Origin of the sequence: Ralstonia mannitolilytica (genome assembly GCF_905397375.1) — a bacterium.
Taxonomy (GTDB): domain Bacteria; phylum Pseudomonadota; class Gammaproteobacteria; order Burkholderiales; family Burkholderiaceae; genus Ralstonia; species Ralstonia mannitolilytica.
In genome coordinates this window covers 280,094-305,911 of the sequence record NZ_CAJPVG010000002.1, presented here as the reverse complement: position 1 = coordinate 305,911, position 25,818 = coordinate 280,094, and the positions used below count along the sequence as shown (strand labels likewise).

General features: G+C 66.0%; 23 protein-coding genes, 1 tRNA gene and 1 pseudogene. 13 read left to right on the top strand and 12 right to left on the bottom strand.

What is annotated here, in order from left to right:
* Nucleotides 1–33: 33 nt before the first annotated feature.
* From KHN96_RS07105 to KHN96_RS07095, 3 genes are all read right to left on the bottom strand, one after another.
* Nucleotides 34–927 (bottom strand): lytic transglycosylase domain-containing protein, encoded by an 894-nt coding sequence (locus KHN96_RS07105; RefSeq protein ID WP_062739369.1) that lies wholly within the window; start codon nucleotides 925–927, stop codon nucleotides 34–36.
* A gap of 16 nt (nucleotides 928–943) precedes the next feature.
* Nucleotides 944–2,929 carry a DNA topoisomerase IV subunit B gene (locus KHN96_RS07100; protein WP_062739370.1) on the bottom strand — a complete coding sequence of 662 codons (1,986 nt, stop codon included), beginning with the start codon at nucleotides 2,927–2,929 and terminating at the stop codon, nucleotides 944–946.
* A gap of 158 nt (nucleotides 2,930–3,087) precedes the next feature.
* Nucleotides 3,088–4,998 (bottom strand): ATP-binding cassette domain-containing protein, encoded by a 1,911-nt coding sequence (locus KHN96_RS07095; RefSeq protein WP_115043989.1) that lies wholly within the window; start codon nucleotides 4,996–4,998, stop codon nucleotides 3,088–3,090.
* Nucleotides 4,999–5,177: 179 nt separating this feature from the next.
* On the opposite strand from KHN96_RS07095, the gene KHN96_RS07090 reads away from it, so the two are divergent.
* A complete protein-coding gene (locus KHN96_RS07090) occupies nucleotides 5,178–5,384 on the top strand; it encodes a hypothetical protein (protein ID WP_045786380.1) in 207 nt (68 codons plus the stop codon).
* Between the two features lie 472 nt (nucleotides 5,385–5,856).
* Nucleotides 5,857–6,768 (top strand): amino acid ABC transporter substrate-binding protein, encoded by a 912-nt coding sequence (locus tag KHN96_RS07085; protein ID WP_062739372.1) that lies wholly within the window; start codon nucleotides 5,857–5,859, stop codon nucleotides 6,766–6,768.
* Between the two features lie 61 nt (nucleotides 6,769–6,829).
* Here KHN96_RS07085 and kdoO read toward each other — a convergent pair whose 3' ends face one another.
* Entirely contained in the window at nucleotides 6,830–7,780 is a 951-nt protein-coding gene (gene kdoO, locus KHN96_RS07080) for a Kdo hydroxylase KdoO (RefSeq protein ID WP_115043991.1), read from the bottom strand.
* A 163-nt stretch (nucleotides 7,781–7,943) separates the two neighbouring features.
* Nucleotides 7,944–8,159, bottom strand: coding sequence for a hypothetical protein (locus KHN96_RS07075; RefSeq protein WP_045786377.1), 216 nt, complete (start codon nucleotides 8,157–8,159; stop codon nucleotides 7,944–7,946).
* Between the two features lie 223 nt (nucleotides 8,160–8,382).
* Here KHN96_RS07075 and KHN96_RS07070 point away from each other — a divergent pair.
* A pseudogene (locus KHN96_RS07070) lies at nucleotides 8,383–9,795 on the top strand (chloride channel protein); the annotation flags it as partial.
* Between the two features lie 79 nt (nucleotides 9,796–9,874).
* Nucleotides 9,875–9,949, top strand: a tRNA-Arg gene (locus KHN96_RS07065).
* Nucleotides 9,950–10,063: 114 nt separating this feature from the next.
* On the opposite strand, the gene KHN96_RS07060 is transcribed toward KHN96_RS07065, so the two are convergent.
* Nucleotides 10,064–10,252, bottom strand: coding sequence for a hypothetical protein (locus KHN96_RS07060; protein WP_045786375.1), 189 nt, complete (start codon nucleotides 10,250–10,252; stop codon nucleotides 10,064–10,066).
* Between the two features lie 482 nt (nucleotides 10,253–10,734).
* On the opposite strand from KHN96_RS07060, the gene KHN96_RS07055 reads away from it, so the two are divergent.
* Nucleotides 10,735–12,549, top strand: coding sequence for a DEAD/DEAH box helicase (locus KHN96_RS07055; protein WP_062739375.1), 1,815 nt, complete (start codon nucleotides 10,735–10,737; stop codon nucleotides 12,547–12,549).
* Nucleotides 12,550–12,648: 99 nt separating this feature from the next.
* Here the strand turns inward: KHN96_RS07055 and KHN96_RS07050 are convergent, their stop codons facing one another.
* Nucleotides 12,649–13,947 carry an ergothioneine biosynthesis protein EgtB gene (locus tag KHN96_RS07050; RefSeq protein ID WP_045786373.1) on the bottom strand — a complete coding sequence of 433 codons (1,299 nt, stop codon included), beginning with the start codon at nucleotides 13,945–13,947 and terminating at the stop codon, nucleotides 12,649–12,651.
* A gap of 63 nt (nucleotides 13,948–14,010) precedes the next feature.
* A complete protein-coding gene (gene egtD / locus KHN96_RS07045) occupies nucleotides 14,011–15,057 on the bottom strand; it encodes an L-histidine N(alpha)-methyltransferase (protein WP_062739376.1) in 1,047 nt (348 codons plus the stop codon).
* 501 nt (nucleotides 15,058–15,558) lie between these two features.
* Between egtD and KHN96_RS07040 the strand changes: the two genes are divergently transcribed.
* Nucleotides 15,559–16,251 (top strand): TerC family protein, encoded by a 693-nt coding sequence (locus tag KHN96_RS07040; RefSeq protein ID WP_062739377.1) that lies wholly within the window; start codon nucleotides 15,559–15,561, stop codon nucleotides 16,249–16,251.
* Here the strand turns inward: KHN96_RS07040 and KHN96_RS07035 are convergent.
* A complete protein-coding gene (locus KHN96_RS07035) occupies nucleotides 16,248–17,249 on the bottom strand; it encodes a threonine dehydratase (protein WP_062739433.1) in 1,002 nt (333 codons plus the stop codon). The genes KHN96_RS07040 and KHN96_RS07035 overlap by 4 nt on opposite strands.
* Nucleotides 17,250–17,452: 203 nt before the next feature.
* Between KHN96_RS07035 and KHN96_RS07030 the strand changes: the two genes are divergently transcribed.
* Nucleotides 17,453–18,247, top strand: a complete 795-nt coding sequence (locus KHN96_RS07030) for a thymidylate synthase (RefSeq protein WP_045786370.1) — start codon at nucleotides 17,453–17,455, stop codon at nucleotides 18,245–18,247.
* Nucleotides 18,248–18,251: 4 nt separating this feature from the next.
* The gene (locus KHN96_RS07025; RefSeq protein WP_045786369.1) at nucleotides 18,252–18,755 is read left to right on the top strand and encodes a dihydrofolate reductase; all 504 of its coding nucleotides are present in this window, start codon (nucleotides 18,252–18,254) and stop codon (nucleotides 18,753–18,755) included.
* A 68-nt stretch (nucleotides 18,756–18,823) separates the two neighbouring features.
* On the opposite strand, the gene pmbA is transcribed toward KHN96_RS07025, so the two are convergent.
* The gene (pmbA, locus tag KHN96_RS07020) at nucleotides 18,824–20,197 is read right to left on the bottom strand and encodes a metalloprotease PmbA (protein ID WP_045786368.1); all 1,374 of its coding nucleotides are present in this window, start codon (nucleotides 20,195–20,197) and stop codon (nucleotides 18,824–18,826) included.
* Nucleotides 20,198–20,278: 81 nt separating this feature from the next.
* Between pmbA and yjgA the strand changes: the two genes are divergently transcribed.
* Nucleotides 20,279–20,893 (top strand): ribosome biogenesis factor YjgA, encoded by a 615-nt coding sequence (gene yjgA / locus KHN96_RS07015; RefSeq protein WP_274520127.1) that lies wholly within the window; start codon nucleotides 20,279–20,281, stop codon nucleotides 20,891–20,893.
* Nucleotides 20,890–21,528, top strand: a complete 639-nt coding sequence (gene mog, locus KHN96_RS07010; RefSeq protein ID WP_062739379.1) for a molybdopterin adenylyltransferase — start codon at nucleotides 20,890–20,892, stop codon at nucleotides 21,526–21,528. The genes yjgA and mog overlap by 4 nt, the downstream gene beginning before the upstream one ends.
* Here the strand turns inward: mog and orn are convergent.
* Entirely contained in the window at nucleotides 21,525–22,178 is a 654-nt protein-coding gene (gene orn, locus KHN96_RS07005) for an oligoribonuclease (RefSeq protein WP_045786365.1), read from the bottom strand. The two genes, mog and orn, sit on opposite strands and share 4 nt — an antisense overlap.
* A gap of 64 nt (nucleotides 22,179–22,242) precedes the next feature.
* Between orn and KHN96_RS07000 the strand changes: the two genes are divergently transcribed.
* The 3 genes from KHN96_RS07000 to KHN96_RS06990 are packed head-to-tail and all read left to right on the top strand — an operon-like array spanning nucleotide 22,243 to nucleotide 24,788.
* The gene (locus KHN96_RS07000) at nucleotides 22,243–23,499 is read left to right on the top strand and encodes a M48 family metallopeptidase (protein ID WP_062739380.1); all 1,257 of its coding nucleotides are present in this window, start codon (nucleotides 22,243–22,245) and stop codon (nucleotides 23,497–23,499) included.
* Complete coding sequence (rsgA, locus tag KHN96_RS06995; RefSeq protein WP_062739381.1) at nucleotides 23,496–24,443, top strand: ribosome small subunit-dependent GTPase A; 948 nt, start codon at nucleotides 23,496–23,498, stop codon at nucleotides 24,441–24,443. Before KHN96_RS07000 ends, rsgA begins: the two co-directional genes overlap by 4 nt.
* 30 nt (nucleotides 24,444–24,473) lie before the next feature.
* Nucleotides 24,474–24,788, top strand: coding sequence for a hypothetical protein (locus KHN96_RS06990; protein ID WP_045786362.1), 315 nt, complete (start codon nucleotides 24,474–24,476; stop codon nucleotides 24,786–24,788).
* Nucleotides 24,789–24,809: 21 nt separating this feature from the next.
* Here KHN96_RS06990 and KHN96_RS06985 read toward each other — a convergent pair whose 3' ends face one another.
* Entirely contained in the window at nucleotides 24,810–25,751 is a 942-nt protein-coding gene (locus KHN96_RS06985; RefSeq protein ID WP_045786361.1) for a CobD/CbiB family protein, read from the bottom strand.
* Between the last annotated feature and the right edge of the window lie 67 nt (nucleotides 25,752–25,818).

Below are 25,818 nucleotides of genomic sequence, written 5' to 3'. Positions count from 1 at the left end.
GCGGCGCGCTTCAACGTGGCGGCGCCGCCAGGATCAATGTTGGGGAATGTTCTTGGCCACGCCGGTGGCCGGGTCGAGTACGAGTTCGATGCGCGCCGGGCGCCCCGTCCGGCCGGGCTTGCGCGTGGCCATGACGCCGTCGGCGCTCGCGTTCATCATCCCGGGCGCGGCGCCCACCGGGTTGTAGTAACGATAGAACTGCAGCACCGTCTTCACGTAGTTCTGCGTCTCGGCGTACGGCGGGATGTCGTTGCCATGCTTCTGCACCGCGCCCTCGCCGGCGTTGTAGGCAGCGAGCACGAGTTCGAGGTTGCCCGAGAACATGCGCAGCAGGTCGCTCAGGTAGCGCACGCCGGTGGTGATGTTGGTCTTGGGGTCGGCCAGCTTCTGTGCGGCGCTGCGGCGCGCGTCGCTCGTCACGCCGTAGCGCGCGCCGGTGTCCGGGATCACCTGCATCAGGCCGATCGCGCCCTTGGGCGACACGGCCTGCGGGTTGAAGCCGGATTCGGCGGCAATCACGGCCTTCACCAGGGCGGGATCGACGCCGTGCCTGCTTGCGGCTTGGCGAATCAGCGGCTCGACCGTCGGCACGTTGGGGTGCTGCAGCACGGCGCGCACGAGGCGCTGCCGCATGCCGGTGCCGTTGTCGAGCGCATCGCGCTTGCTGGCGTTGAGGTAGGCGTCGGCATCAGGCAGTTCCGTGGCGGGCAGCGCGATGGCGGTGTCGGCCTTGTCGCCGGCCTTGTCAGCATTGCCGGCCACGGCGGCGCCCTTCATGAACAGCACGTAGCGGTCGTCCAGCCGCTCGGACGCGAAATGCGCAAGACCGTTTTCGTCGATGTAGCCGTAGACGTCTGCGCGCGCCGGCTGGCCGGCCAGCAGGGCCAGCGCCGTGAGCACATAAGCGAAACGTCGGAACAGCATCATCGTTCTCAATTGGCTGTCAGATATCGGCTTCGACCTCGTTGCCGCGTGCCTCGAGCCATGTGCGGCGCGCGCCGGCTTCACCCTTGCCCATGAGCATGTTCATCACGCCCACGGTCTGCTCCATGCCCAGGTCGCCCAGCGACACGGGCAGCAGGCGGCGCGTATCGGGGTTCATGGTGGTTTCCCAGAGCTGCTCGGCGCTCATCTCGCCCAGGCCCTTGAAGCGGGAGATCTGCCAGGCGCCTTCCTTGACGCCATCCTTGCGCAGCTTGTCTTCAATGGCTTCGAGTTCGCCGTCGTCCAGCGCATAGAGCTTCTGCGCGGGCTTCTTGCCGCGCGCCGGGGCATCGACACGATACAGCGGCGGACGGGCCACGCACACGTGCCCGCGATCGATCAATTGCGGGAAGTGCTTGAAGAACAACGTGAGCAGCAGCACCTGGATGTGCGCGCCGTCCACGTCCGCGTCGGACAGGATGCAGATCTTGCCGTAGCGCAGGCCCGACAGGTCGACCGCCTCGTTCGGACCGTGCGGGTCCACGCCGATGGCGACTGCAATGTCGTGCACTTCATTGTTGGCGAACAGGCGGTCGCGCTCGGTCTCCCAGGTGTTCAGCACCTTGCCGCGCAACGGCAGGATGGCCTGGAATTCCTTGTCGCGGCCCATCTTGGCCGACCCGCCGGCCGAGTCGCCTTCCACCAGGAAGAGCTCGTTGCGGGTGACGTCGTCCGATTCGCAATCGGTCAGCTTGCCCGGCAGCACGGCCACGCCGGAGCCCTTCTTCTTCTCAACCTTTTGCGCCGCGCGCGTGCGCGCCTGCGCCTGCTTGATGACGAGTTCGGCCAGCTTCTTGCCGTGGTCGACATGCTGGTTCAGCCACAGCTCCAGCGCCGGGCGGCTGAAGGTCGACACGAGCCGCACCGCATCGCGGCTGTTCAGGCGCTCCTTGATCTGGCCCTGGAACTGCGGGTCGAGCACCTTGGCCGAGAGCACGAACGAGGCACGCGCAAACACGTCTTCGGGCATCAGCTTGACACCCTTGGGCAGCAGCGCGTGCATCTCGACGAAGCTCTTCACGGCCTGGAACAGGCCTTCGCGCAGGCCGGATTCGTGCGTGCCGCCGGCGGGCGTCGGGATCAGGTTGACGTACGACTCGCGCACCGGCGAGCCCTCTTCCGTCCAGGCCACCACCCACGACGCGCCTTCCCCGTAGGCGAAACCTTCTTCGCCGGGCTTGTCGGGGTCGGCAAAATGTTCGCCCTCGAACAGCGGGATGACGGGCTCGGCGCCGCTGCCCTGTGCCAGCGATTCAACGAGGTAGCCGCGCAGGCCTTGGTCGTATTGCCATTCGAGCGTCTCGCCGGATTTTTCCAGCGTGAGCGTGACCTTCACGCCCGGCAGCAGCACGGCCTTGCTGCGCAGCAGGCGCTGCAGCTCGGCTTGCGGGATGTTCTCGGAATCGAAGTACTTGGCGTCGGGCCACACGCGCACCCGGGTGCCGCTCTTCTTCTCGCCGCGCTCGGCTTTGCGGGTCGTCAGCTTCTCGATAACGTCACCGCCCGAGAACGCAAGCGTCGACACATTGCCGTCGCGCCACACCGTCACTTCGAGCCGCGTCGACAGGGCGTTCGTCACCGACACGCCCACGCCATGCAGGCCCCCGGAGAACGCGTACGCGCCGCCACGGCCCTTGTCGAACTTGCCGCCCGCGTGCAGCCGCGTGTAGACGATCTCGACCACCGGCACGCCCTCTTCCGGGTGGATGCCGACGGGAATGCCGCGCGCCTCGTCTTCCACCGTCACGCTGCCGTCCTTGTGCAGCGTCACGGCGATCAGCTTGCCGTAGCCGCCCAACGCCTCGTCGGCGGCGTTGTCGATCACTTCCTGCACGATGTGCAGCGGGTTGTCGGTGCGTGTGTACATGCCCGGCCGTTGCTTGACCGGTTCCAGGCCCTTGAGGACCTTGATCGACGATTCGCTGTATTGGGAGGTTTTGCTCATGGAAGGCGGAAAGACAGGCAGGCTCAGGGTTGCCCCGAGCACCGGAATGCAGCGCGCATTGTAAAGGAAGCTGTCTTTGACAATGCGGAGGGATGGTCAGCGCCCAAATGCGACCCCGAGCCGACATTGGGCCGACATCCCGCTGACATCCAGGCGGTTTACACGTTGCCGGCGCGCTTGCCTTCGAGAGCTTCCCAGCGCTCCAGCGCCTCCAGCAGTTCCAGCTCGATGGCTTCGTGGCGTTCGGCCAGCTTCTGTGCGCGTTCCGGGTCGCGGGCGTAGATCGTGCCGTCCTCGAGTTCGGCGCCGACCTGCTTCTGCTCGGCTTCCAACGACTCGATCCGTGCCGGCAGCGCATCCAGCTCGCGCTGCTCCTTGTAACTGAGCTTGACGGTGGCGCGCTCGCGCGGCTTGGCGGCCTCGGGCTTCTTCTCCTCGGCGACGGGCCTGGCGGCCTGCACGATCTGCGCCGAACGCGCCGACTGCGTCTGCCAATCCGAGAACCCGCCCACGTATTCGCGCCAGCGGCCTTCGCCCTCCGCCGCAATCACCGACGTGACGACGTTGTCGACGAACGCGCGGTCGTGCGAAACCAGAAACACCGTCCCGCTGTATTCCTGCAGCAGTTCTTCGAGCAGTTCGAGCGTGTCGATGTCCAGATCGTTGGTCGGCTCGTCCAGCACGAGCACGTTGGCCGGCCGCGCAAACAAGCGCGCGAGCAGCAGCCGGTTGCGTTCACCGCCCGACAGCGATGCCACCGGCGAGCGCGCCCGTTCCGGCGGAAACAGGAAGTCGCCCAGGTAGCTCATCACGTGCTTGCGCTGGCCGTTGACTTCGATCCAGTCGCTGCCTGGGCTGATGGTGTCGGCCAGCGAACGGTCGAGATCGAGCTGCGCGCGCATCTGGTCGAAATACGCCACCTGCAGGTTGGTGCCGTTGCGCACCGTGCCGGAGTCGGGCGGCAATTCGCCGAGGATCAGCTTGAGCAAGGTCGTCTTGCCGACGCCGTTGGCGCCCAGGATGCCAACCTTGTCGCCGCGCAGGATGGTGGCGGAGAAATCGTCGACGACGGTCTTGTCGCCGTAGCGCTTGGTCACGTCGATCAGCTCGGCGACGATCTTGCCGGAGCGATCCCCCTGCGAGACCTCGAGCTTGACGTTGCCCTGCACCTCCCGGCGCGCGGCGCGCTCGACGCGCATCTGCTCCAGGCGTGCCACGCGGCCAACGCTGCGCGTGCGCCGCGCTTCCACACCCTTGCGGATCCACACCTCTTCCTGCGCGAGCAGCTTGTCGAAGCGGGCATTTTCGAGCGCCTCGGCTTCGAGCTGCTGCGCCTTGCGCGTCTGGTACGCCGTGAAGTTGCCGGGATACGAGCGCAGCTTGCCGCGATCGAGCTCGATGATGCGCGTGGCAACGCGGTCGAGGAACGCGCGATCGTGCGTGATGAACAGCACGCTGCCGCGAAACGCGAGCAGCAGGTCTTCGAGCCAGCGGATGGACTCGTAGTCGAGGTGGTTGGTCGGCTCGTCCAGCAACAGGATGTCGGGCGCGCCCACCAGCGCCTGCGCCAGCGCGACGCGCTTGGTCAACCCGCCCGACAGCGAGCCGATGCGTGCGCCAGGCTGCAGGCCGAGTTGCGCGATGGTGGTTTCGACCCGCGTACGCAGTTGCCACGCGTCGGCGGCTTCGAGTTGCGCCTGCAGGGCATGCAGCGTGTGCAGCGCGGCTTCGTCGTGCGAATCGCCCATCGACGTGATGAGGGCTTCGTATTCCGCCAGCAGGCCCGCCGCATGCGGCACACCCATCGCGACGGCTTCGGCCACGGTCTGGTCCGGATCGAACACGGGCTCCTGGGGCACGTAGGCCGAGGTCACGCCGCTCTGGCGGGCGATCAGGCCGTCGTCGGGCGCGGTCGTGCCGGCCACGATCTTGAGCAGCGACGATGTGCCCGTACCGTTGCGGCCGATCAGGCCAACACGCTCGCCAGCTTCCAGCGAGAAATCGGTGTGATCGAGCAGCGCCACGTGGCCGAACGCCAGTTGCGCATCGGTAATGGAAAACAGGGCCATGCCGGATAGAAGAAAGATGCGGGCCGTGTGCGGCCAGAAGGCGCGTATTGTAGTCGCCCCGCCCGGTATTGGGCCGGTGGCGCATTGCGCTCGGACATCGCGGTGCTATAACGCTTGTGCCGCCGGGCGCGCTTTGCCGCTCCGGCCGAGGCCACCCACTCGTCATCCAAGGAAACACGATGCGCGGACTATTCGGCTTGTTGATCGCCCTGATCATCGTAGGCATTCCGGTGCGGCAGATCCTGTTGCGGACCGGCTTTTCACAATGGTGGGCGCTGCTGGTGCTGGTTCCGGTGGCCAACCTGGTCGGCCTGTGGATCTTCGCGTTCTCCAAATGGCCGCGGCAGTCTGCGCAGCCGAACGACGTGCTGCCCCACCAGGGCTGAATCCGGGATACCAAAGAAAACGGCCCGCTTTCGGCGGGCCGGAAGAGTCTCTCCTCGATGCCTTGCGAACAAGACATGGGCGGAGCATAGCGCCCCTTCTCCATCTCGGGCAGTCAGGACAAACCCGGTAAGGACAAACGCGTAACGCCAAGGCCGGCGCGGCTTCGCACCGCAACAACGCATGCTGCGTCAACGATGCGCAGCATGCACCGCAGGGCTCGCCTGCGCAGCGGGTCGATGGTGCAACCCATCCCGATACGCACATCGGGTGTGCGTCGCGCACCACTAGAATGCACATCCGCGCGGCGGCATCTCAGCGCAAACGATCCGCACCTGCTGCCTGCTTACAACACCCCGGCCAGGCCCGGCCTCCACATGGCCCCATCGCACCGTATCATGCGGCAGGCCCTTCCGGTCACGAGCCGGACATAACGATAAGGCGGGCCGCGATTTTTCTCCGGGGGATACAACCATGCTGTTCTTCAAGCGCACGCTGCCCGCCGCAGCGCTGCTCTCTGCCGTGCTGTCCACGCTGGTGCCGGGCACTGCCCTGGCCTCTTCCACACCGGTGCTGGACCGCATCCGCGATACGGGCACCGTGCGTGTCGCATATCGCGAAAGCTCCGTGCCGTTCTCGTTCTACGACGCCGACAGGAAACCCGTCGGCTACGCGATGGACCTCTGCCTGCGCGTGGTCGACAAACTGCGCGCCGACCTCAAGCGGCCCGACCTGAAAGTCCAGTACGTGATGGTCACCTCGTCCAACCGCATTCCGACGATCACCGAAGGCAGGGCCGACCTCGAGTGCGGCTCGACGACGAACAACCGCGAACGCCGCGAAAAGGTGGCCTTCACCATCCCGCACTACATCGCCGGTATCCGCATGATCGTCAAGACGTCATCGGGCATCCGCAAGTGGGAGGACCTGCGCGACAAGACCATCGTCACCACCAAGGGCACCACCAGCGTGGCCGAGCTGCGCAAAATGAACGACGTGCGCGTGCTGAACATGAAGTTCATCGAGGCGAAGGATCACGCCGAATCGTTCGCGATGGTCGAGGCCGGCAAGGCCGATGCCTTCCCGATGGACGACGTGCTGCTCTACGGCTTTCGCGCCAACGCCAAGAACCCCGGCGACTACGCCGTGGTGGGCGACATGCTGACGGTCGAGCCCTACGCGATCATGCTGAGCAAGGACGACGCCGAGTTCAAGCGCCTCGTCGATCGCGCGATGACCAACATCATCCTCGACTACGAAGCCGAGAAGCTCTACAAGAAGTGGTTCCAGCAACCGATTCCGCCGCATGGCGCGAAGCTGGACATCCCGATGAGCTTCCTGCTGCGCGATTCGTTCAAGTACCCGAGCGACAAGGTCGCCGACTGATCGAGAACGTCCGAAGCTTCACGCCGCCGTCTTGAACGGCGGCGTTTTTGTTTGCGGTCGGTCAGTGCCGCGGAAGCATCGGTCTGCCGAGCATGCGCGAGAGCACGGCCTCCGGCGAGTGCGTGCGGTCGGCAATCGCGGCCGGGTCCAGGTAGAACGTCTGCTCCACCATCGCGCGGCCGCGCATGGCCGCGTGCAGCGCCTGATCGCTGAAGACGACCCACGTGGCACCCGGCGCGAACTCGAAGGTCTGCTGCGGGGCGCTGCGCTGGTATTGCAGGTCGGCCTTGGCCAGATCGTGCAACTGGAGCATGCGATGGTCGTATTCCGAGCGCGGGCGCTTGGTGATGTGCAGCTTGTCCATCAGCCACGACTGGCCCGGCCACATCCCATGCGTCTTCGGCACGAAGCGCTGGGCAAAATCGGCAAACGGCTCGCCGATGCGCCATACGCGCGGCGCATCCGGGTCGACGTTGTGAAACACGCGCAAGAGCCGCTGGCCGTGCAGCGGGTTCGACGGAAAGGAATCGACATGCAGGCGCGTATCGTCCTTGCGCCAGCTCACGGGGCGGCCGGCAATCTGCGCCGGGCGCAGCGACGTGCCCGCCCGCTTCAGGTGCGGGCCGTAGTCCGGAAACAGCGTGAGGACGAGGCGCTCCGCGGCATCGGCATAGCGGCGGATCAGCGCTGCGAGATCGGCCAGGTCTGCCGGTTCGCCCACCGCGCCGCGCACGGCGGTCTCGTTGGCGCGCACGTTGATGTACTTGGTTTTGCCGTCAGACCAGCGCGCGTCGAGAAAGCGCTGCTCGCGCGCATCGAGCGGAAAATCCAGATCGGGAAAATGCAGCACGTTGCCGCGCTCGAGCGCAGCGCGCATGGCAACGGCTTCATCGGCCGTGACATGGGGCGCCCATTCCCGCACCGGCCAGGGCACCACCATGTCGATGGCCGGCGGCTCGGCGGACGTTGCCTGGGCGGGATGGCGATGCTGTACCGACGCGTCCGTCGGCATCAAACCCTGCTGCGTGCTTCTCATGACTGATCAATCGCTGATTGAAATAATCGCGAATGATAGAACGGCGGCCCGCTCAGCACATCGTCAGCGAATGCAACGTCGTATGTCATACGGCCGTATTGGGCGGCCGGGGTTTAGGTCAACAGTAAAGCCGGAGCCGTTACAGGAAGTGCTTGACGACCTGTTCTTCCAGCCCGACAAACCGCACGAGCTGGCGCGAGCCGTCGGGAAACTGCTTGATGACGTGGCCGTCCGGCGTGTCGGTGTGGCGGAAGTAGATGGGGCGATCGACCGTCGCTGCGCGATGGGCCGGCAGGAAGCCTTGCAGCGATGATTCCACCGTCCACGGATCGTCCCGTTCTTCGGAAATCAGCATGTTGGTCGCCTGGAGGTTTCTTGCTTGGGAAAGGAAGCATAACGTTCGGCCACAATCGTGCAAAGTTCGTAATACTTAAATCTGGCTTCTTCGACCGATCGTTCGTTCGATTTACCGTTTGCGGCGGGGCGCGCCCGCGCACATTGTGGGGCGCGCCCGACAAAACCCATGCCATCATCAATGTTTCACAGTGTTCTGATCGCAGCCCGCGCCGGCGGGCTTGCCGCCCTCGATGCGTGACGCCTCCCGCTCCTGGTTTTCCGCCGTGCGTGTTCGCATGTTGCGCGCGTTCGAGCGCAAGCTCCGGCAAGCGTCGCGCATGTCGCGCAATGGACTGCGGTTCACGATCTTCCTGGCCGGCGCGATGGCCGTCGCGGTGTTTTCGCTCGTGTTTTCATGGCTGGCAGACACTGCGCTGGCGTGGCAACGCGCGTTGCACACGCACACAGCGTGGGTCGCGTGGGCCTTGCTGCCGCCGGGCCTGGCCGCGGTGCGTTGGCTGACGCTCCGGGTGGCGCCGCAGGCGCGCGGCAGCGGCATTCCGCAGGTCATCGCCACCCAGCACCTGCCGCCGTTTGGCCTGGCGCAGACCACGCTGGCGTCCTTTCCGCAGGCGCTCTGGAAGATCGCGCTGACAGCCGTGGCGCTGTTCCTCGGGGCCTCGGTGGGACGCGAGGGGCCGTCGGTGCAGGTCGGCGCGGCGGCCATGCTGGCGTGGGGCCATTGGTGGCAGCACCGCGCCGGCGTGCGTGTCGGCTTCCATGCCCAGGCGCTCCTGACGGCCGGTGCGGCCGGCGGCCTGGCGGCGGCGTTCAATACACCGCTGGCCGGGGTGGTCTTTGCCATCGAGGAGCTGGGCAAGGGCGCTGCGCTGCGGTGGGACCGGCTGGTGCTGGCCGGCGTGCTGGCCTCGGGCTTCCTGTCGCTGGCGGTGGTGGGCAACAACCCGTACTTCCGCGTGCACGAACCGATTCTTTTTCTGCGCGAGGCGTGGCCGTGGATCGTCATGGCGGCGCTCGTCTGCGGCGTGTTCGGCGGGCTGTTCGCCAAGCTCTTGCTGAGCGGCGTGGCGGGTGTGCTCCCTGTGGCCATCGGCCAGCGCGCGCAGCGTCATCCGGTCTGGACGGCGTTCGGATGCGGTGTGCTGATCGCCTGCATCGGCGCCGCCACCCACGGCGACACCTACGGCACCGGCTACGAGCAGGCGGCCGCGCTGCTCAACGGACAGCCGATCGAGACCCACTGGTTTGGCGTGGCCAAGCTCGCGGCGGCGGTCGTGTCGTACTTTGCGGGCATTCCAGGCGGCATCTTCACGCCGTCGCTGGCGATTGGTGCGGGCCTCGGCCAGCATCTGTGGCTGCTCACGGGCGGCCTGGCCGATGAACGGGTGCTCGCGCTGGTGTCGATGGCAGCCTTCCTGGCCGCCGCCACGCAGGCCCCCATCACCGCCAGCGTGATCGTCATGGAAATGACGCGCAGCCAGAACATGATGTTCCATTTGCTCGCCGCCACCCTGCTCGCTTCGTTCGTGGGCCGCCAGTTCTGTCCGCGACCGTTCTATCACGCGGCGTCGCGCGGTTTCCGGCGGGAAGCGCTGGCCGTCGAAGCCGCCTCCGAAAAGGCCACCAAGGCCTAGCCCGGCTGGCCTTGGCGGCCCAAATTGCGTAGAATCGCCGCTCGCTCGGGCGGCCGTTGGCGTCACCCGGCACAGGTCACTCGCCGTAGCACAATGGATAGTGCACGCGCCTCCTAAGCGTGAGATACAGGTTCGATTCCTGTCGGCGGGACCACCGGATGCGACAAAGCCAGGCAGCGTGCTGGCTTTTTTGCTTGCTGGGTGCACAACGAACGACGAGGCCCGCCACCAGCGGGCGGGCCTATGGCTGCGGATGGTCCCGGGCCGTCTAGGTCAGCACCGGCAGAGCTTCGAGCACGAGCAGCCCGATCAGCACCCCGATGACCGTCAGCAGCACGCGGATCCCTACCCGCGCGCCTCGGATCACCAGTGGCGCAGACGCCAGTCCGATCACGCCCGCAACGCACACGGCGAGCAACAGATAAAGGTTGGAGAAGGCCATCGGGAATTCCATCATCCGCCCCTTTCCCGGCCGTGAGCGTGGCCGGTGTTTCGAGTATAGGACGCGACCCCGATCCGGCAAGCGGTGTCACGGCGGTTTGACGCACTGCAAAAAATCGTGCTATAGTCCGTGACTTGGCTGCTTACTGCCCATTGCGGTTGGCCGATGTGCTGGCTCAGGCCTGCGTCCATCGCCCATGACTCCGCCCCAAAAGCATGCGCAGCCGATTGCCATTGTGCTTGGCATCGTCTCCGATCTCCCGCGTGGATTTACATCACGCCGAAGGGACCGCCGCCCCACCTCGCTGATCCATGTGATCCACATTCAGCTTGAGGCCGGCCCACTCCCCCGCCTTGTCCGTTCTGCAGCCCGTCTGTCGAACCGGCCTTATTCGATTGGCGCCGACGCCCGTGATTAACCGGTCGCCGTATCCCCTTTCCGTCGTTCGCGTCAGTTGATGCGGCCGGCGCGGCAGCCTTACTTAAAAGCTATTCGACATGACGCAGCCTCAAGACGGCAGCGGCGCCATTGCGCACGCTGAAACCGCCACCACCACCGATCTCATCGCCAACGCCGCCACCCGTGCCAGCGCTTTTGCAGAGCTGGGCCTGGACGAACGCATCGTCCGCGCGCTGGGCGAAGTGAACTACACCACGCCGACGCCGGTGCAGGCGCAAGCCATTCCGGCCTGCCTGCTGGGCCGCGACCTGCTGGTCACGAGCCAGACCGGTTCGGGCAAGACCGCAGCCTTCATGCTGCCGGCCATCCAGCGCATCAGCGAGCAGCCCGAGCCGCACCGTCCGCGCATGGACGGCCCGCCGCAGCGCATGAAGGGCCGTCGCCCCCGCCCGGCCCCAGCCAAGCCGTCGCTGCTGGTGCTCACGCCCACGCGTGAACTGGCCCTGCAGGTGACGACCGCCGCGTCGCAATACGGCCGCCACATGCGTCGGATCGTCTGTGCGAGCATCCTGGGCGGCATGCCCTATCCGAAGCAGCTCGACATGCTGGCACGCATGCCGGACATCATCATCGCCACGCCGGGCCGCCTGCTCGACCACATCGACTCGGGCCGCATCGACCTGTCGGCGCTGAACATGCTGGTGTTCGATGAAGCCGACCGCATGCTGGACATGGGCTTCGCCGACGACATCGAAGCCATCGTCGGCGCCACGCCGCAGTCGCGCCAGATGCTGATGTTCTCGGCCACCATGGACCGCCGCATCGAGCAGCTCGCCGAACGCATGATGCGCGACCCACAGCGCATCGAGATCGCCGCCGCCAAGGTCGACCAGAGCCACATCGAAGAGCGTCTGCACTTTACCGACGACGTCTCGCACAAGGAGCGCCTGCTCGACCACCTGCTGCGCGATGCCACGCTCAAGCAGGCGATCGTGTTCACGGCCACCAAGCGCGATGCCGACTCGCTGGCCGAACGCCTGACCGAGACGGGCTTCTCCGCCGGCGCGCTGCATGGCGACATGCACCAGGGCGCCCGCAACCGCACGCTGACGGCGCTGCGCCGCGGCCAGCTGCGCGTGCTGGTAGCCACCGACGTGGCAGCACGCGGCATCGACGTGCCCGACATCACGCACGTGGTGAACTTCGACCTGCCCAAGCAGGCGGAAGACTACGTGCACCGCATCGGCCGTACGGGCCGCGCCGGCCGCAGCGGCATCGCCATCAACCTGGTGAACCACAACGACACGTTCCAATGGCGCCGCATCGAGCGCTTCGTGGACCGCCGCATCGACGCCAGCGTCATCGAAGGCCTCGAGCCGAAGCGCACGCCCAAGCCGCGCACCGGCGGCCCGCGTGCCGGCGGCGACCGTGGCGGCTATCGCGGTGGCAACGGCGGCGGCAACTGGCGCGGCCAGCGCGACGGCCATGCCGCGCGCCAAGGCAGCGGCGGCAGCAACGAAGGCCGCTTCCAGCGCAGCTTCGGTGGCGACCGCGATGGTTTCGCACCGCGTCGCGACGATCGCGGCGACCGCAACGGCGGCTACCAAGGCGGCCAGCGTGAATGGAACCGCGACGACCGCGCCCCGCGCCAAGCGTACGGCCAGCAAAACCGCGGCGACTGGCAACAGCGCCCGGCCCGCACGCAAGACGGCAACCGCGGCTACGGCAACGGTGGCGGTTATGGCAGCCGCGACGGCAACCGTGACGGCGCACCGCGTCGCTTCGGCGACAGCAACGGCAACCGCTTCGGCAACGACAACGGCAGCGGCGCCCCGCGTCGCGGCTACGGCAATCGCGATGGCAACCGTGACAGCTACGGCAGCAAGGGCCGCTCGCGCGACTTCGACCGTTGATCGGCTGAACACACCGCCGCCATGAAAAAACCCCACGTTCTTGAACGTGGGGTTTTTGCTTTCTGGGACGAGACCGATCTCCCTGCCGCGCGACCGCGCTCAGAGCGCACAGGTTCGGAAGCCGACAAAGATGTCGTCACGCTCAGGCAGCAGGAAGCCGCGGAAGCGCGGATGGCGTGCACGCTGCGGCGTATGCGCGGCGGCCCCGCGCACGGTCTGCATCGTCATGAAATGCGGCGCCGACAGGCTCGCCACGCGGCCGCGCGGCACGCCGGGCACGAAGTCCGGATACGGCTCGAATGGCGATGACGTCCATTCCCACACCTGGCCCCAATGGAAGCCGGCCCGGCCCTGCACCGCGGCCATCTCCCATTCGTCTTCGGTCGGCAGGCGGCGTCCGGCCCAGCGGCACCACGCCTGCGCCTCGTACAGGCTCACGTGGCGCACGGGTTCGTCGCGGTTGAGCGTGCGCGCCTGGCCGTAGCGCTGTACCTGCCACGCACGCGTGGCCGGTTCCCGCTGCCAGCCTAGAGGCGCGGAGCGCTCCTGCATCATCAGCCACTCCATGCCGGCTGGCGACCACCATTGCGGATGGTCATACCCGCCATCCTCGATGAACTCCAGATACTGGCCGTTGGTGACCGGCTGCGCGTCGATCTCGAACGCGGGCACATACGTCCGATAGGGCGGGCACTCGTTGTCGAAGAAGAAGCCGTCGGCATCCGGCCAGCCCATCTGGAATCGACCGCCGGGCAGCGACAGCATCTGCGCGGCCGGCACGGGAACGGCAGCCAGCGGCGGCTGCCCCGCCGGTTGCAGGCCAAGTATCTGCAGCAGGCCGTGCAGGTGCTCGGCGCGCAGGTCTTCATGGAAGACCGCCCACCGGAACGGCTCCAGCGCCGCATCATCGTCGGTGCCGAGCGTCGCGAGCTTGCGCAGCACGCGGTCGAGCACGTCATGTGCGTATTGCTTGACCGCGGCGATGCCGGGCAGCGTGAGTTCCCAGCAAGCGTCGGGCGGCATGCGGTCCATGTCGAAGAAGGTATCGGCGCCGTCCAGTGCGGCGGGCAGCGTGGCCTGCCAGCGCGCGAGATCCCACTCCGTACCGGCACCGTCTTCGATGGTGTCGCTGCCGCTGCGGCGCGGCTCGCGCAGGCACCAGAATTCGGCAAACCAGGCCAGTTGGCCCAGTGTCCAGAGCGGCGGCGCGTGGTGCGGCACGCGCTCGATCTGCCAGCCGCGCTGCGTATCGCCGAAGGCCGACAGCAGCGCAAGCGTGCGATTGCGTGCATCGACCAGGCTGTGCGCGATGCCCTGGCGTGGCAGGCGGCGGCCGTCGGTCCAGTCGGGAAGCGATCCAATGAAGGTCGGATCGGGAAGCATGAAGAATTCAGCCATCGCGGCACACCTCGGGCGGGAATCGATCCATTATCGCACCGCCCTCCGGGCTCGCGAGCCGCGCTAGCGGCTGATGCTCGCATGGCACACGGCAAAGTCGCTGGCGGCATCGGTCCATGCGTGCAGGTCGTCGAAGCCGGCATCCGCAAACAGCTTGCGCAGGCGGGGCAGATCGTATTTGACCGAATTCTCGGTATGGATGCGCTCGCCGGCGGCAAAGGCGCGCGTGTGCTTGCCCCACCGCACCGTCACATCGCGACGGGCTTCGAGGTGCATCTCGATCCGGTGCACGTCGTTGCGGTACAGCGCGAGATGGCGCCAATCCCGCACATCAAAGTCGGCACCGAGCAGCCGGTTCAGGTTGCGCAGGATGTTGAGGTTGAACGCGGCCGTCACGCCCAGCGGGTCGTCGTACGCGGCTTCCAGCCGGCGTGGATCCTTGATCAGGTCGATCCCGATCAACATGCTGTCCCCCGGCGATGAAGCCTCGCGCAGGCGACCGAGGAAGGCGCAGGCTTCGTCAGGCGTGAAGTTGCCCAGGCTCGATCCCGGATAGAACCACACGCGCCGGCCCGAACCCACGGCGTCGGGCAGGGTCAGCGGCGCGCACAGGTCTGCGCCGATACCCACCATCGGCAGATGCGGATGCTGACGCGCCAGCGCGCGCAGCGTGTCGCGCAGAAAATCCGCCGAGATGTCGATCGCCACATAGCGCGAGGGCGCCAGCGTGCGGAACAGGCGCGCGGCCTTCTCGCAATTGCCGGCGCCCAGGTCGACGAGCGTTGCGCCGCGCCCCACGCGCAAGGCGATCTCGGCGGCATGCAGGCTGAAGATCGCGGCTTCGGTGCGGGTCGGGTAGTACTCCGGCAGATCGGTGATCGCCTCGAACAGGCGCGAACCGAGCGCGTCGTAGAAGAACTTCGGGCTCACGCTGGCCGTGGGCGCGAGCAGGCCGGCTTCGGCCTCGGCACGCAGCGCAGCATCGTCTTCGGTAAAGAGTTGGTAGAACGTCAGGCCTGCGCCGACGGCGTCGACGGTGGCCGGCGGCTGGATCAGTCGGGCCAGCGCGCGGCGGGCATAGGCATCGGCGGACGGCTTGGTGGCCTGCATGGTGTCTCCCGTTGGAGTGGAACGGCACGGTGCTGCATGGTCTGAAAGCCGTAGGCAGCGAGAAATGTGCCATGGGCTCCGCCCTGGTGACGCATCGACGAGTTTGCAGCGTAGACGCCGCTTTGTGACGGCGCCACCGTTCTTTCACCCGAGCCCCTGGCAATGCCGCATCCCGCCGAACGTAAAAATCACCTGCCTCGCTGAAAAAACCGCGCATGTGGCGATGCGACGCCATGGCTACGCTTGCGCACCGCAACATGGCAGGAGTGCGCTACAATGCGGGCTTCCTCAAAGGGGAGTAGCTCGGGGGTTCTTCAGCCCCAGGCACGATCGTCATGACGAAGCATGCGCTTCCGGTCGTGCCGGCATCGGCAGGTTGCCAGCCTGCCCGTGTCGAGCAAGACCTTTGCAACCGGATTCATGGTCTGCAAAGCGTCTCGCCCCAGCATTCCATGCGGTTCGGTCCACCGGTTTTTCACTGTTGTTTGACCTGGAGCCACCATGGAATGGTTGTCTGACATCTTCACCATGCAGTTTGCAGCGGCGCTGGCATCGATCATCGTGATCGACCTCGTGCTTGCAGGCGATAACGCCATCCTCATCGCGCTGGCCGCGCGCAACCTGCCGGCCGAGTTGCAGAAGAAGGCCATCCTCTGGGGCGCCGCCGGTGCCATCATCGTGCGGGCGCTGATGACGCTGGCGGTGGTGTGGCTGCTGAAGATCCCAGGCCTGATGCTGGTGGGCGGCCTCGCGCTGGTATGGATTGCGTGGAAGCTGCTCGCTGACGAAGGTCAGGGCGATGGCGAACACGGCCCCGGCAGCACCACGCTGATGGGTGCCATGAAGACCATCATCATCGCCGACGCCGTGATGGGCATCGACAACGTGCTCGCCATTGCCGGCGCATCGCACGGCAGCTTCCTGCTGGTGGTGCTCGGCCTCCTGATCAGCGTGCCCGTGGTCGTGTGGGGCAGCGGCGTGGTACTGCGCCTGATCGAGCGCTTCCCGATCATTGTCTACGGTGGTGCGGCGGTGCTGGCCTATACCGCCGCGCACATGATCGTGGCGGAGCCCGTTCTCAAGCCGTTCTTTGCGGAACGGCGGCCGCTGATGTGGGCCGTGTACGCGCTGGTGTTCGCGATCGTGCTGGGCGGCGGCTGGCTCGTCCAGCGCCGCCGCCAGCAGGCCGCCTAAGCCTGGATCGGCTGGCCGGCGAGGACTCGCGCCAGCATGGCGCGGTCGATGTTGCCGCCGGTCAGCGGCAGGCCGATGCGCAACCCGGCCAACTGGTCCCGCTGCTGCCATGCGCCCGCCAGGGCCGCGGCGGCAGCTCCCTCGGCCACATTGTGCGTGGTGGAGAAGTACAGGCGGATGGCCGCGGCCACTGCATCGTCCGTCACGGAAACGACCGCGTCGACGCCGGCCCACATCACCTCCAGCGCCTGGGCGTCCGGCGTGCGGACGGCCAGCCCATCTGCGAGCACCGTCGACACTGGCGCCGAGACCGGGGCGCCACTCGCGAACGAATGCGCATAGCACTGCGCGTGCGCAGACACCACGCCCACGATGCGGGTCGACAACCCCAGCGCATCGCGCGCCCGCACCGCCGCGCAAATACCCGAGCCCATGCCGATCGGCACGTAGACGACGTCCAGCGGCACGGCCTCGAAGAACTCCAGCCAGTAGCTCGCCACACCCACGACCAGGTCTTCGTGATACGAAGGCACGTAGTGCAAGCCTCGCTCGGCCGCGAGTTGCGCAGCCACCTCGCGGCTGGCCTGGAAGTCCTCGCCCACCTCGATCAGCTCGGCACCCAGGCCGCGCATGGCGGCGTTCTTCTCGACGCTGTTGCCATGCGGCACGACGATGGTGGCGGCCAGGCCGCTTCGGCGTGCGGCCAGGGCGATCGACTGACCGTGATTGCCACGCGTTGCGGCAATCACACCGCGCAGCCTGGGCTCGCGGCTGCGCAAGGCGTGCAGATAGGTCAATCCGCCGCGCACCTTGAACGCACCCACCTCCGTATGGTTCTCGTGCTTGACCCACACGGCGGCTCCCAAGGCTTGCGACAACAGAGGCCAGCCATATTGGGGCGTCGGCGGAATCACCGCGTGGACGACACGTGCGGCGGCGCGCAGGCGACGCAGTTCAGCGGCACGGTCGAGCGAGGGGGCGGGGTTCACGGGCGACATGGCAATCTCCGGCAGACAGTTGGCAGCGATGAGCGCATCTTCCCAGGCGATTCTGCCCCGCAACATCGACAATTCCGCGGTTTGTCAGTCCAACTGTTCCGCCCCGCCAGCCGGGCCAGTTTGCGGACACCGCCAGTACAGTCGGGCCGTGGCCGCCCACGTTACAATGCGGCTCAACCGATTTCCGACGCCCTGCTCCACGAATGCAGCCCTATCTCGATCTGATGCGCCATGTCTACGAACATGGCACCGACAAAGCCGACCGCACCGGCACCGGTACGCGCTCCGTGTTCGGCTACCAGATGCGCTTCAACCTGCAGGACGGCTTCCCGCTGGTGACCACCAAGAAGGTCCACATCAAGTCCATCGTGTATGAACTGCTATGGTTCCTCCAGGGCGCGACCAATGTGCGCTGGCTGCAGGACAACGGCGTGACGATCTGGGACGAGTGGGCCGATGCCGACGGCGAGCTGGGCCCCATCTATGGCTATCAGTGGCGCTCGTGGCCGACGCCCACCGGCGAGCACATCGACCAGATCGCCGAGCTGATCGCGCAGATCAAGCGCAATCCGGATTCGCGCCGATTGATCGTCTCGGCCTGGAACGTGGCCGACATTCCGCGCATGAAGTTGCCGCCCTGCCATGCGTTCTTCCAGTTCTACGTGGCCGACGGCAAGCTGTCGTGCCAGCTGTACCAGCGCAGCGCCGACATCTTCCTCGGCGTGCCGTTCAATATCGCCAGCTATGCGCTGCTCACGCACATGATCGCGCAGCAGACCGACCTGGACGTAGGCGACTTCGTCTGGACCGGCGGCGACTGCCACCTCTACAACAACCACTTCGAACAGGTCGAAACGCAGCTCGCGCGCGAGCCGCTGCCGCTGCCCAAGCTGCACATCAAACGCAGGCCCGAGAGCATCTTCGATTACCGGTACGAAGACTTCGAGATCGTCGGCTACCAGAGCCATCCGGCCATCAAGGCGCCTGTGGCGGTGTAACGGCATGACGATCCTCACGCTCATCGTCGCCCGCGCCCGCAATGGCGTCATCGGCCGCGACAACGCCCTTCCCTGGCGTCTGCCCGAAGACCTCGCGCATTTCAAACGCACCACCATGGGCGCGCCCATCGTGATGGGCCGCAAGACGTACGAATCGATCGGCCGACCGCTCCCGGGCCGCCGCAACATCGTCGTCACGCGCAATGCCAAGCTGGAGTTGCCGGGCTGCGAGATCGCATATTCGATGGAAGACGCGCAGCGCCTGTGCGTGGGCGCCGAGCAGATCTTCCTCATCGGCGGCGCGCAGCTGTATGCGGATGCCCTGCCGAGCGCCGATCGCCTGATCGTGACCGAGATCGACGCCGACTTCGAAGGCGATGCGTACTTTCCGGCGCCCGATCCCAAGGTGTGGCGCGAAGTCGCGCGCGAGACGCACCACGCCACACCGCCCAACGATTTCGACTACGCCTTCGTGACATACGAACGGCCTCCCTCGGACGAGCAATAAGCCAGTAGCGGCCACAAAGAAAAACGCGCTCAGTTACGAGCGCGTTGTTTGTTCCTCGCTGCGGCAATTCACTCGCCGGCAATCGTCATCTGCTCGATCAGGATGGAGCCGGTTTCCTTCGTGCCGCGCACCAGTGCATCCGCGCCGATGGCGACAATCTGGCGGAACATGTCACGCAGGTTGCCCGCGATGGTGATCTCTTCCACGGGGTATTGGATCACACCGTTCTCCACCCAGTAGCCCGACGCACCGCGCGAGTAGTCGCCCGTCACGTAGTTCACGCCCTGACCCATCAGTTCAGTCACCAGCAGGCCCGTGCCCATGCGGCGCAGCATGCCTGCAAAGTCGTCTTCAGGCCCGGTCTTGTCGGAGAACAGCGTCAGGTTGTGCGAGCCCCCCGCGTTACCCGTCGTCTGCATGCCGAGCTTGCGCGCGGAATACGTCGACAGGAAGTAGCCCTCCACCACGCCGTTCCTGACCACATCGCGGCGCTGGGTACGCACGCCTTCCTCATCGAACGGCGCGCTGCCCATGCCGTTCAGAACGTGCGGGTCTTCCTTGATCTGCACGTGCGGCGCAAAGACTTCCTTGCCCAGCGAATCGAGCAGGAACGTCGATTTGCGATACAGTGCGCCGCCCGACACCGCCTGCACGAACGCACCCAGCAGGCCCGCCGCCAACGGTGCCTCGAAGAGCACCGGGCACTTGCGGGTGGTCAGCCGGCGCGCGCCCAGGCGTGCCAGCGCACGCTCCGCGGCGTACTTGCCGATGGCCTCCGGCGCAGCGAGATCCTTGGGCGATCGCTTGGAGGAATACCAGTCGTCGCGCTGCATATGCGCGCCCGAGCCGGCAATCGGCGCGGCCGAAATGAAGTGCCGCGAATACGGATAGCCGCCCATGAAACCACGCGAAGTGGCCAGCACGAAGTGCGAATGCTGCGCCGAAATGCTCGCGCCGTCGCTGTTGCGGATCTTCGGGCTCACGGCAAAGGCGGCGGCCTCGGCGGCGCGGGCGATCTCGACGGCGGCTTCGGCATCGATCGTCCACGGGTGGTAGAGCTGCAGGTCTTGCGGGTGCTTCTCCAGCAGTTCCTCTTCTGCCAGGCCCGCGGCATCGTCATCGGCCGTAAACCTAGCGATGTTGTAGGCTGCTTCCACCGTTGATCGCAGTGCGGCCGGCGAGAAATCCGACGTGCTGGCGTTGCCGCGCTTCTTGCCCAGCATGACCGTCACGCCGACGACCTTGTCGCGGTTCTGTTCGATGGTCTCGATCTCGCCCTTGCGCACCGTGACCGACAGGCCCTGCCCTTCGGAGATTTCCGTTGCGGCGTCGGTGGCGCCGAGCTCGCGTGCAATGCGCAGCACATCGGTGGCCATCTCCTGGAGCTGTTCGCGGCGATACGCGAAAACGGAACCGGTGGTGGAATCGAGCGTTTGAGACATAGGCGAAGAGGAGAGAAACTTGGGCCCGTGCGGGGCCGTTTTTGGCGGAAACGCCCATCATAGCAAGATACAATGCGCGCCATGAGCCGAGCATCCCGACACAACCCCACGTATCTGCAACCTGTCGTGCGCACCGACATCGGTGACGAGGACGACCCGGATACGCCCAAGAGCAAATCGCAGCGCAAGCGCGAGGTCAACGCCCTCCAGGACCTCGGCACCGCACTGGAAGCGCTGCCCAAGGACAAACTCGCCAAGGTGCCGCTGCCCGAAACGCTGGCCGACGCCCTGCGTGAGGCCAAGCGCATCACGAGTCACGAGGGCAAGCGCCGCCAGATGCAGTACATCGGCAAGCTGATGCGCGCTCTCACCGACGAAGACGTCGAAGCCATCCGCCGCGTGATGGCCACGTTCGTGGGTGCTTCCAAGGCGGAAACCGCGCGCCTGCACGCCATCGAGCGCTGGCGCGACCGGCTGATCGCAAGCGACGATGCTGTCACCGAGTTCATCGCCGCGCATCCAGATACCGACGTGCAGGCTCTGCGGACACTGGTGCGCAACGCGCGTAAGGAAGCGCAACTGGCCAAGCCGCCCAGGTCGTCGCGCGAGTTGTTCCAGATGGTCAAGCAGACGCTGGCCGGCAATGACCGCGAAGACGAATCCGACCAACCCGAAGCCGAAGACGACCGCGCATGACTGCCTCCGCCCCGCTCACCCGCCGGCACGCCGACGAACTGATCGTCGGTTTTGTATCGATTTCGGACCGCGCCTCAGCCGGCACGTACCAGGACGAAGGGATTCCGGCACTGCGCGACTGGTTTGGCACCGCGCTGTCGTCGCCATGGCAAGGGGTGGAACGACTGATTCCGGACGATCGGGCGACGATCTCCGAAACGCTGATCGAGCTCGTCGACCACGCCGGCTGCGACCTGGTGCTCACCACTGGCGGCACCGGCCCCACGCGCCGCGACGTCACGCCCGAGGCCACGCTCGCTGTCGCCACGAAGGAGATGCCCGGTTTCGGCGAGCAGATGCGCCAGATCAGCCTGCAGTTCGTACCGACGGCGATCCTGTCGCGGCAGGTGGCAGTCATCCGCGAAACGCCGACCCGCGCAGCGTTGATCATCAACCTGCCTGGCCAGCCGCGCGCCATCAAGGAAACGCTCGAAGGCCTGAAAGATGTGGAGGGCCGCGCTACGGTGCCGGGCATCTTTGCCGCCGTGCCGTACTGCATCGACCTGATCGGCGGCCCGTACATTGAAACGTACGACAGCGTGGTCAAGGCCTGGCGACCCAAGCACGCCGTCCGCGCGAAGCCGCTGCAGGCTTAAGGCGCGACCGACGAGGCCAGCGCCTCGGCCTCCGGCGTCTGGCGCTCATCGCGGATGAAGTGCTCGCGGTAGTAGCGCAGCTCCTCGATCGACTCGATGATGTCCGCATACGCGGTGTGCTGCTGACGTTTCACGAAGCCCTTGGCAATGGCCGGCTGCCAGCGCTTGCAGAGCTCCTTGAGCGTGGAGACGTCCAGATTGCGGTAATGGAAGTACGCCTCGAGCTTGGGCATGTAGCGCGCCATGAACCGGCGGTCCTGGCAGATGGAGTTGCCGCACATCGGCGATTTGCTTTTCGGCACCCACTTCTTGAGGAATTCGAGCAATTCGGCTTCGGCTTCGGCTTCCGTCGTGGTCGAAGCCTTGACCTTGTCGATCAGGCCCGAGCGGCCGTGCGTGCCCTTGTTCCATGCGTCCATGCCGTCGAGCAGCTCGTCGGACTGGTGAACCACGAGCACCGGACCTTCCGCGAGCACGTTCAGTTCCGAATCGGTCACCACCACGGCCACTTCGATGATGCGGTCGTTCTCGGGGCTCAGGCCGGTCATCTCCATGTCGACCCAGACCAGGTTGTTGTCGCTCTTGGCGGCAATCCTGGCGGGGGCGGCGCTGGTGGAGGATGCAACGGGCTGGGAAACAGGGTTACTCACGCGAAGGCCTTGAGAAAATGACTGAAGGCTATAATTTTCGCATATTCGATAGGGTTTCCCCCACATGCCAGCCTTTACCGTTGTCTTTCTGGTCGCTCTCGCCCTGATGTCCGCCACACGCCTGTGGCTCGCGGCCCGGCAGATTCGCCACGTGGCGCGTCACCGCAACGCCGTGCCCGCGCAGTTTGCCGAGGCGATCACGCTCGACATGCACCAGAAGGCCGCCGACTACACCATCGCCCGTACCCGCCTGGCGATGCTCGAAGTGCCGGTGCAAGCCGCGCTGCTCATCGCGCTGACCCTGTTCGGCGGGCTGAACTGGATCAACCAGGCCTGGCTCGGCGTGTTCGGCCCCGGCTATGCGTATGCGGTCGCGCTCATTGCGTCGGTCATCGTCATCAGCAGCGTGGTCGAGCTGCCGTTCTCGCTGTACGCACAATTCGTCGTCGAGGAACGCTTCGGCTTCAATCGCATGACGTGGAAGCTCTGGGCGGTCGACCTGATCAAGGGCATCCTCATCGGCACCGTGCTGGGCCTGCCGCTGCTGCTCGCCGTCCTCTGGCTGATGGACAAGATGGGCGCGCACTGGTGGCTCTACACCTGGATCGTCTGGATGGCGTTCATGCTGTTCGTGCAGGCCATCTACCCGAACGTCATCGCCCCGCTCTACAACAAGTTCACCCCGCTGCAGGACGAAGAGATGCGTACGCGCATCGAAAGTCTGCTCAAGCGGTGCGGGTTCGCCAGCAAGGGCCTGTTCGTGATGGATGGCAGCCGCCGCAGCGCGCACGGCAACGCCTACTTCAGCGGCTTCGGCGCGACCAAGCGCATCGTCTTCTTCGATACGCTGCTCGAGCGCCTGAATGCTTCCGAAATGGAAGCCGTCCTGGCGCATGAGCTCGGGCACTTCAAGCGCCACCACGTCACGAAGCGCATCGCCGTCACGTTTGTGTTGAGCCTCGGTGCGCTCGCGCTGCTGGGCTGGCTGATGACGCGGACGTGGTTCTACCTCGGCCTTGGCGTCGCCCCCAATCTTGGCGCCGACAACCACGCGCTGCCGCTGATGCTGTTCTTCCTGGTGCTGCCGGTGTTCACGTTCTTCGTGTCGCCGCTGGCGAGCCTGTCGTCGCGCAAGGACGAATACGAGGCCGACGCGTTTGCCGCCGAGCACGCGGATGCCAAGCAACTCGTCTCGGCCCTCGTCAAGCTGTTCCAGGACAACGCCTCGACGCTGACGCCGGACCCGGTGTACTCGACCTTCTACTACTCGCACCCGACCGCGTCGCAGCGCGTGGCGCGTCTCGTGCAGGCCGGGGCATGACGCGCGGCAAACCGGGCCACGCCCACAAGCAGGCTGCCACGGGCGAGCGCGGGCTTGTCATCGCCGCGCACGGCCGTCACTACCTGGTCGAACGCGAAGGCGGCGGCTTGCTGCAGTGCTTTCCGCGCGGCAAACGCAGTGAATGCGCCGTCGGCGATCACGTCATCTATGAGGCGACCGCGGTCGACCAGGGTGTCGTCGTGCGCGTGGAAGAGAGGCGCAATCTGCTCTATCGGTCCGACCAGTTCAAATCGAAAATGCTGGCGGCCAACCTGGACCAGGTCATCATCATGCTCGGCACCGAACCGAGCTTCTCCGAAGACCTGCTCGGCCGCGCGCTCGTTGCGGCGGAGTCCCTCGGCATCGCGCCGCTGATCCTGCTCAACAAGATCGACCTGACGGCGCGGCTCGAGACTGCACGCTCGCGGCTCGCGCTGTATCGGGAGCTCGGCTACACGATCGTGGAACTGTCCGTGCACGGTGCCGCCGAAGCCGCACACGCGGCACTGCAGCCGCATGTGGCCGGGCGCGCGTCCATCCTCATCGGGCAATCCGGGATGGGCAAGTCATCGCTGCTGAATCTGCTGATTCCGGGCGTCGATGCGCAGACGCGCGAGATCTCCGAAAAGCTCGATTCCGGCAAGCACACGACCACGTTCACGCGGCTCTACCATCTCCCTGCAGACTGGGGCCGCGACGGTGTGCTGATCGATTCGCCCGGCTTTCAGGAATTCGGCCTGCACCACCTGACCGAAGGCATGCTCGAGCGGGCCTTCCCGGAATTCCGCCCGCATCTGACCGCATGCCGCTTTTACAACTGCCGCCACCTGCAGGAACCTGGCTGTGGCATTCTGGGAGCGATGGAGGAAGGCAAGATTGATCCGCGCCGACACCAGCTCTACGCGCAGTTGCTGCACGAATCGGAGCAGCAGAAGCCCTGGTAGCGGCAGATGGACGTTCGGGGAGGCTGTGAGATGAAACTGTTGATCAGCAGTCCGTCGCTCGGCATGGCCGCGCATTGGCAGAACGTGCTGACCGCGGCCGGCATCCGCACCGAACTGCGCAACATTTACCTCAGCAGCGTGGCGGGTGACGTTCCGCCGCAGGATTGTGCGGCCCAGGTGTGGCTCGTGAACCCGGCGCAGGAAGCCCAGGCGCAGGCAGTGCTCGACCAGGCGCAACATCCGCCCCCCGGCTCGGCCTGGCGCTGCACGCACTGTGGGGAAATGCACGAACCGCAGTTCGCCCAGTGCTGGCGCTGCGGAAAAGACCGCGAGGACGCGGCCTGACGGGTCAGGCACCGTGCCCGGTCAGCCGAGCCACACGGCTATCGACAGCATCGCGAGCAGCAGCATCCACAGCACCACCGCACGCCACACCAACCCCACCGCGGACTGCAGGGTACGCACGTTCGGCTCTTGGCCGACTTCCATCGGATACGCCGCGTCTTCGTCGGCGAGGCTGTCTGCCGAATCGCGTTGCGGAATCGGCGTGCCAAGGCGTACGCCCAAGGCCCCCCCGCCAGCGGCCAGCAAGATACCGTTGACCTCGTCGCTCCATTTGGCCGCCCGGTTGCGCCAGGCGTAGATGGCGTCTTCAAAATTACCGACGATGGCGAAGCCGATAGCGGTCAGGCGCGAGGGAACGTAATCGATGACGAAGAACGCCTGGCGCGCAAACAGGCCAAGGGCGGGGCTGCGCGTCGACGAGGTATCGCTCCAGTGGCGGGCAAGATATTCTGCGCCGCGATACAGCACGACACCCGCCGGGCCGATCGGCACCAGAAACCAGAAGAACACCCCAAACACATGGCGATGCGCCGCCACGATCGCGCATTCGAGCGTGTGACGGACGATCTCGTTTGCCGGCATATCCGTCGTGTCGCGCCCCGACCACTCGTTGAGCAACAGGCGCGCGGTGACCACGTCATCGCTGCGCAGCGCCTCGTGGATATCCGTGAAATAGTGGCTGAACTGGCGGAAGCCGAGGGTCAGGTAGACCATCAGCACGTTCCACAGAAAGGCGAGCACGAGGCTGATCGACGACAGCAGGTAATGCACCAGCGCAACCACCACCACGGCAGGCAGCGTGACCACACACCAGGCCAGCACAGCATCGCGGCGATTGCCGGTATCGAACCATTCTTCCGCCCGCGCGGCCAACGCACGCACGACATCGTAGATGGGGTTGTCGCGGCTGAGCGCACGGAACTGTTCGACGATCAGCGCGCAGAGTACGGAGAAGAAAGTCATTGGAGGGGCGTTGCGAAGGCGTTGATCACGCCGTGAAGGCGATGTGCAAGACGATAGCACACAGCGT

What these genes read in the sequence shown, in the direction of transcription:
- KHN96_RS07105 (WP_062739369.1), bottom strand. Translation starts at nt 927, where the DNA reads ATGATGCTGTTCCGACGTTTCGCTTATGTGCTCACGGCGCTGGCCCTG.
- KHN96_RS07100 (WP_062739370.1), bottom strand. Translation starts at nt 2,929, where the DNA reads ATGAGCAAAACCTCCCAATACAGCGAATCGTCGATCAAGGTCCTCAAG.
- KHN96_RS07095 (WP_115043989.1), bottom strand. Translation starts at nt 4,998, where the DNA reads ATGGCCCTGTTTTCCATTACCGATGCGCAACTGGCGTTCGGCCACGTG.
- KHN96_RS07090 (WP_045786380.1), top strand. Translation starts at nt 5,178, where the DNA reads ATGCGCGGACTATTCGGCTTGTTGATCGCCCTGATCATCGTAGGCATT.
- KHN96_RS07085 (WP_062739372.1), top strand. Translation starts at nt 5,857, where the DNA reads ATGCTGTTCTTCAAGCGCACGCTGCCCGCCGCAGCGCTGCTCTCTGCC.
- kdoO (WP_115043991.1), bottom strand. Translation starts at nt 7,780, where the DNA reads ATGCCGACGGACGCGTCGGTACAGCATCGCCATCCCGCCCAGGCAACG.
- KHN96_RS07075 (WP_045786377.1), bottom strand. Translation starts at nt 8,159, where the DNA reads ATGCTGATTTCCGAAGAACGGGACGATCCGTGGACGGTGGAATCATCG.
- KHN96_RS07060 (WP_045786375.1), bottom strand. Translation starts at nt 10,252, where the DNA reads ATGATGGAATTCCCGATGGCCTTCTCCAACCTTTATCTGTTGCTCGCC.
- KHN96_RS07055 (WP_062739375.1), top strand. Translation starts at nt 10,735, where the DNA reads ATGACGCAGCCTCAAGACGGCAGCGGCGCCATTGCGCACGCTGAAACC.
- KHN96_RS07050 (WP_045786373.1), bottom strand. Translation starts at nt 13,947, where the DNA reads ATGGCTGAATTCTTCATGCTTCCCGATCCGACCTTCATTGGATCGCTT.
- egtD (WP_062739376.1), bottom strand. Translation starts at nt 15,057, where the DNA reads ATGCAGGCCACCAAGCCGTCCGCCGATGCCTATGCCCGCCGCGCGCTG.
- KHN96_RS07040 (WP_062739377.1), top strand. Translation starts at nt 15,559, where the DNA reads ATGGAATGGTTGTCTGACATCTTCACCATGCAGTTTGCAGCGGCGCTG.
- KHN96_RS07035 (WP_062739433.1), bottom strand. Translation starts at nt 17,249, where the DNA reads ATGTCGCCCGTGAACCCCGCCCCCTCGCTCGACCGTGCCGCTGAACTG.
- KHN96_RS07030 (WP_045786370.1), top strand. Translation starts at nt 17,453, where the DNA reads ATGCAGCCCTATCTCGATCTGATGCGCCATGTCTACGAACATGGCACC.
- KHN96_RS07025 (WP_045786369.1), top strand. Translation starts at nt 18,252, where the DNA reads ATGACGATCCTCACGCTCATCGTCGCCCGCGCCCGCAATGGCGTCATC.
- pmbA (WP_045786368.1), bottom strand. Translation starts at nt 20,197, where the DNA reads ATGTCTCAAACGCTCGATTCCACCACCGGTTCCGTTTTCGCGTATCGC.
- yjgA (WP_274520127.1), top strand. Translation starts at nt 20,279, where the DNA reads ATGAGCCGAGCATCCCGACACAACCCCACGTATCTGCAACCTGTCGTG.
- mog (WP_062739379.1), top strand. Translation starts at nt 20,890, where the DNA reads ATGACTGCCTCCGCCCCGCTCACCCGCCGGCACGCCGACGAACTGATC.
- KHN96_RS07000 (WP_062739380.1), top strand. Translation starts at nt 22,243, where the DNA reads ATGCCAGCCTTTACCGTTGTCTTTCTGGTCGCTCTCGCCCTGATGTCC.
- rsgA (WP_062739381.1), top strand. Translation starts at nt 23,496, where the DNA reads ATGACGCGCGGCAAACCGGGCCACGCCCACAAGCAGGCTGCCACGGGC.
- KHN96_RS06990 (WP_045786362.1), top strand. Translation starts at nt 24,474, where the DNA reads ATGAAACTGTTGATCAGCAGTCCGTCGCTCGGCATGGCCGCGCATTGG.
- KHN96_RS06985 (WP_045786361.1), bottom strand. Translation starts at nt 25,751, where the DNA reads ATGACTTTCTTCTCCGTACTCTGCGCGCTGATCGTCGAACAGTTCCGT.